Here is a 1,203-nt window from a genome sequence, read left to right on the forward strand (position 1 = left end):
CAGCCTGAACGATGCGGCCGAACTGCTGGCCAAGGCCAAGTTCCCCGTCATCATCTCCGGCGGCGGCGTGGTCATGGGCGAAGCCATCGAAGAGTGCAAGGCCCTGGCCGAGCGCCTCGGTGCGCCCGTAGTGAACAGCTACCTGCATAACGATTCCTTCCCCGCCAGCCATCCGCTGTGGTGCGGCCCGCTGGGCTACCAGGGCTCGAAGGCGGCCATGAAGCTGATCGCCCAGGCCGACGTCGTCGTGGCCCTCGGTTCGCGCCTGGGACCGTTCGGCACCTTGCCGCAGCATGGCATGGATTACTGGCCGAAAAACGCCAAGATCATCCAGATCGACGCCGACAACAAGATGCTGGGCCTGGTGAAGAAAATCTCGGTGGGCATTTGTGGCGACGCCAAGGCGGCCGCCAAAGCCATCCTGGCGCGCCTGGACGGCAAGACGCTGGACTGCGACGCCACCCGCGAAGAGCGCAACGCCACCATCCAGGCCGAGAAAGCCGCATGGGAAGACGAGCTGGACAACTGGACGCATGAAAAAGATGCATACAGCCTGGACATGATCGAAGAGCAAAAGAAAGAGCCAGGCAATTACCTGCACCCGCGCCAGGTCTTGCGTGAGCTGGAAAAGGCCATGCCGGAAGACGTGATGGTGTCGACCGACATCGGCAACATCAATTCGGTGGCGAATAGCTACCTGCGCTTTGAAAAGCCGCGCAGCTTCTTTGCGGCGATGAGTTTCGGCAACTGCGGCTATGCTTTCCCGACCATCATCGGCGCGAAAGTGGCCGCACCCCACCGTCCGGCCGTGTCGTATGCGGGTGACGGCGCCTGGGGCATGAGCTTGATGGAAACCATGACCTGCGTGCGTCACAACATTCCTGTGACGGCCGTGGTGTTCCACAACCGCCAGTGGGGCGCGGAAAAGAAAAACCAGGTCGATTTCTACAACCGCCGCTTCGTTGCCGGCGAGCTGGAGAACCAGAGCTTCGCGGAAATCGCGCGCGCCATGGGCGCCGAAGGCATCACGGTCGACAAGCTGGAAGACGTGGGTCCGGCCTTGAAGAAAGCCATAGCCATGCAGATGAATGAAGGCAAGACTACCATCATCGAAATCATGTGCACGCGCGAACTGGGCGACCCGTTCCGCCGTGATGCGCTGAGTAAGCCCATCCGTCACCTGGACAAGTACAAAGACTACGT

The 1,203-nt window shown here is 61.1% G+C and carries 1 protein-coding gene; it reads left to right on the top strand.

Annotated elements, in window-relative coordinates; genetic code table 11:
* The coding region (gene xsc / locus ACQ4W6_RS25730) for a sulfoacetaldehyde acetyltransferase (protein WP_436569988.1) at positions 1-1,203 on the top strand (1,203 nt) is incomplete at both ends.

Source organism: Janthinobacterium woesei, from assembly GCF_051380875.1.
GTDB lineage: Bacteria > Pseudomonadota > Gammaproteobacteria > Burkholderiales > Burkholderiaceae_D > Janthinobacterium.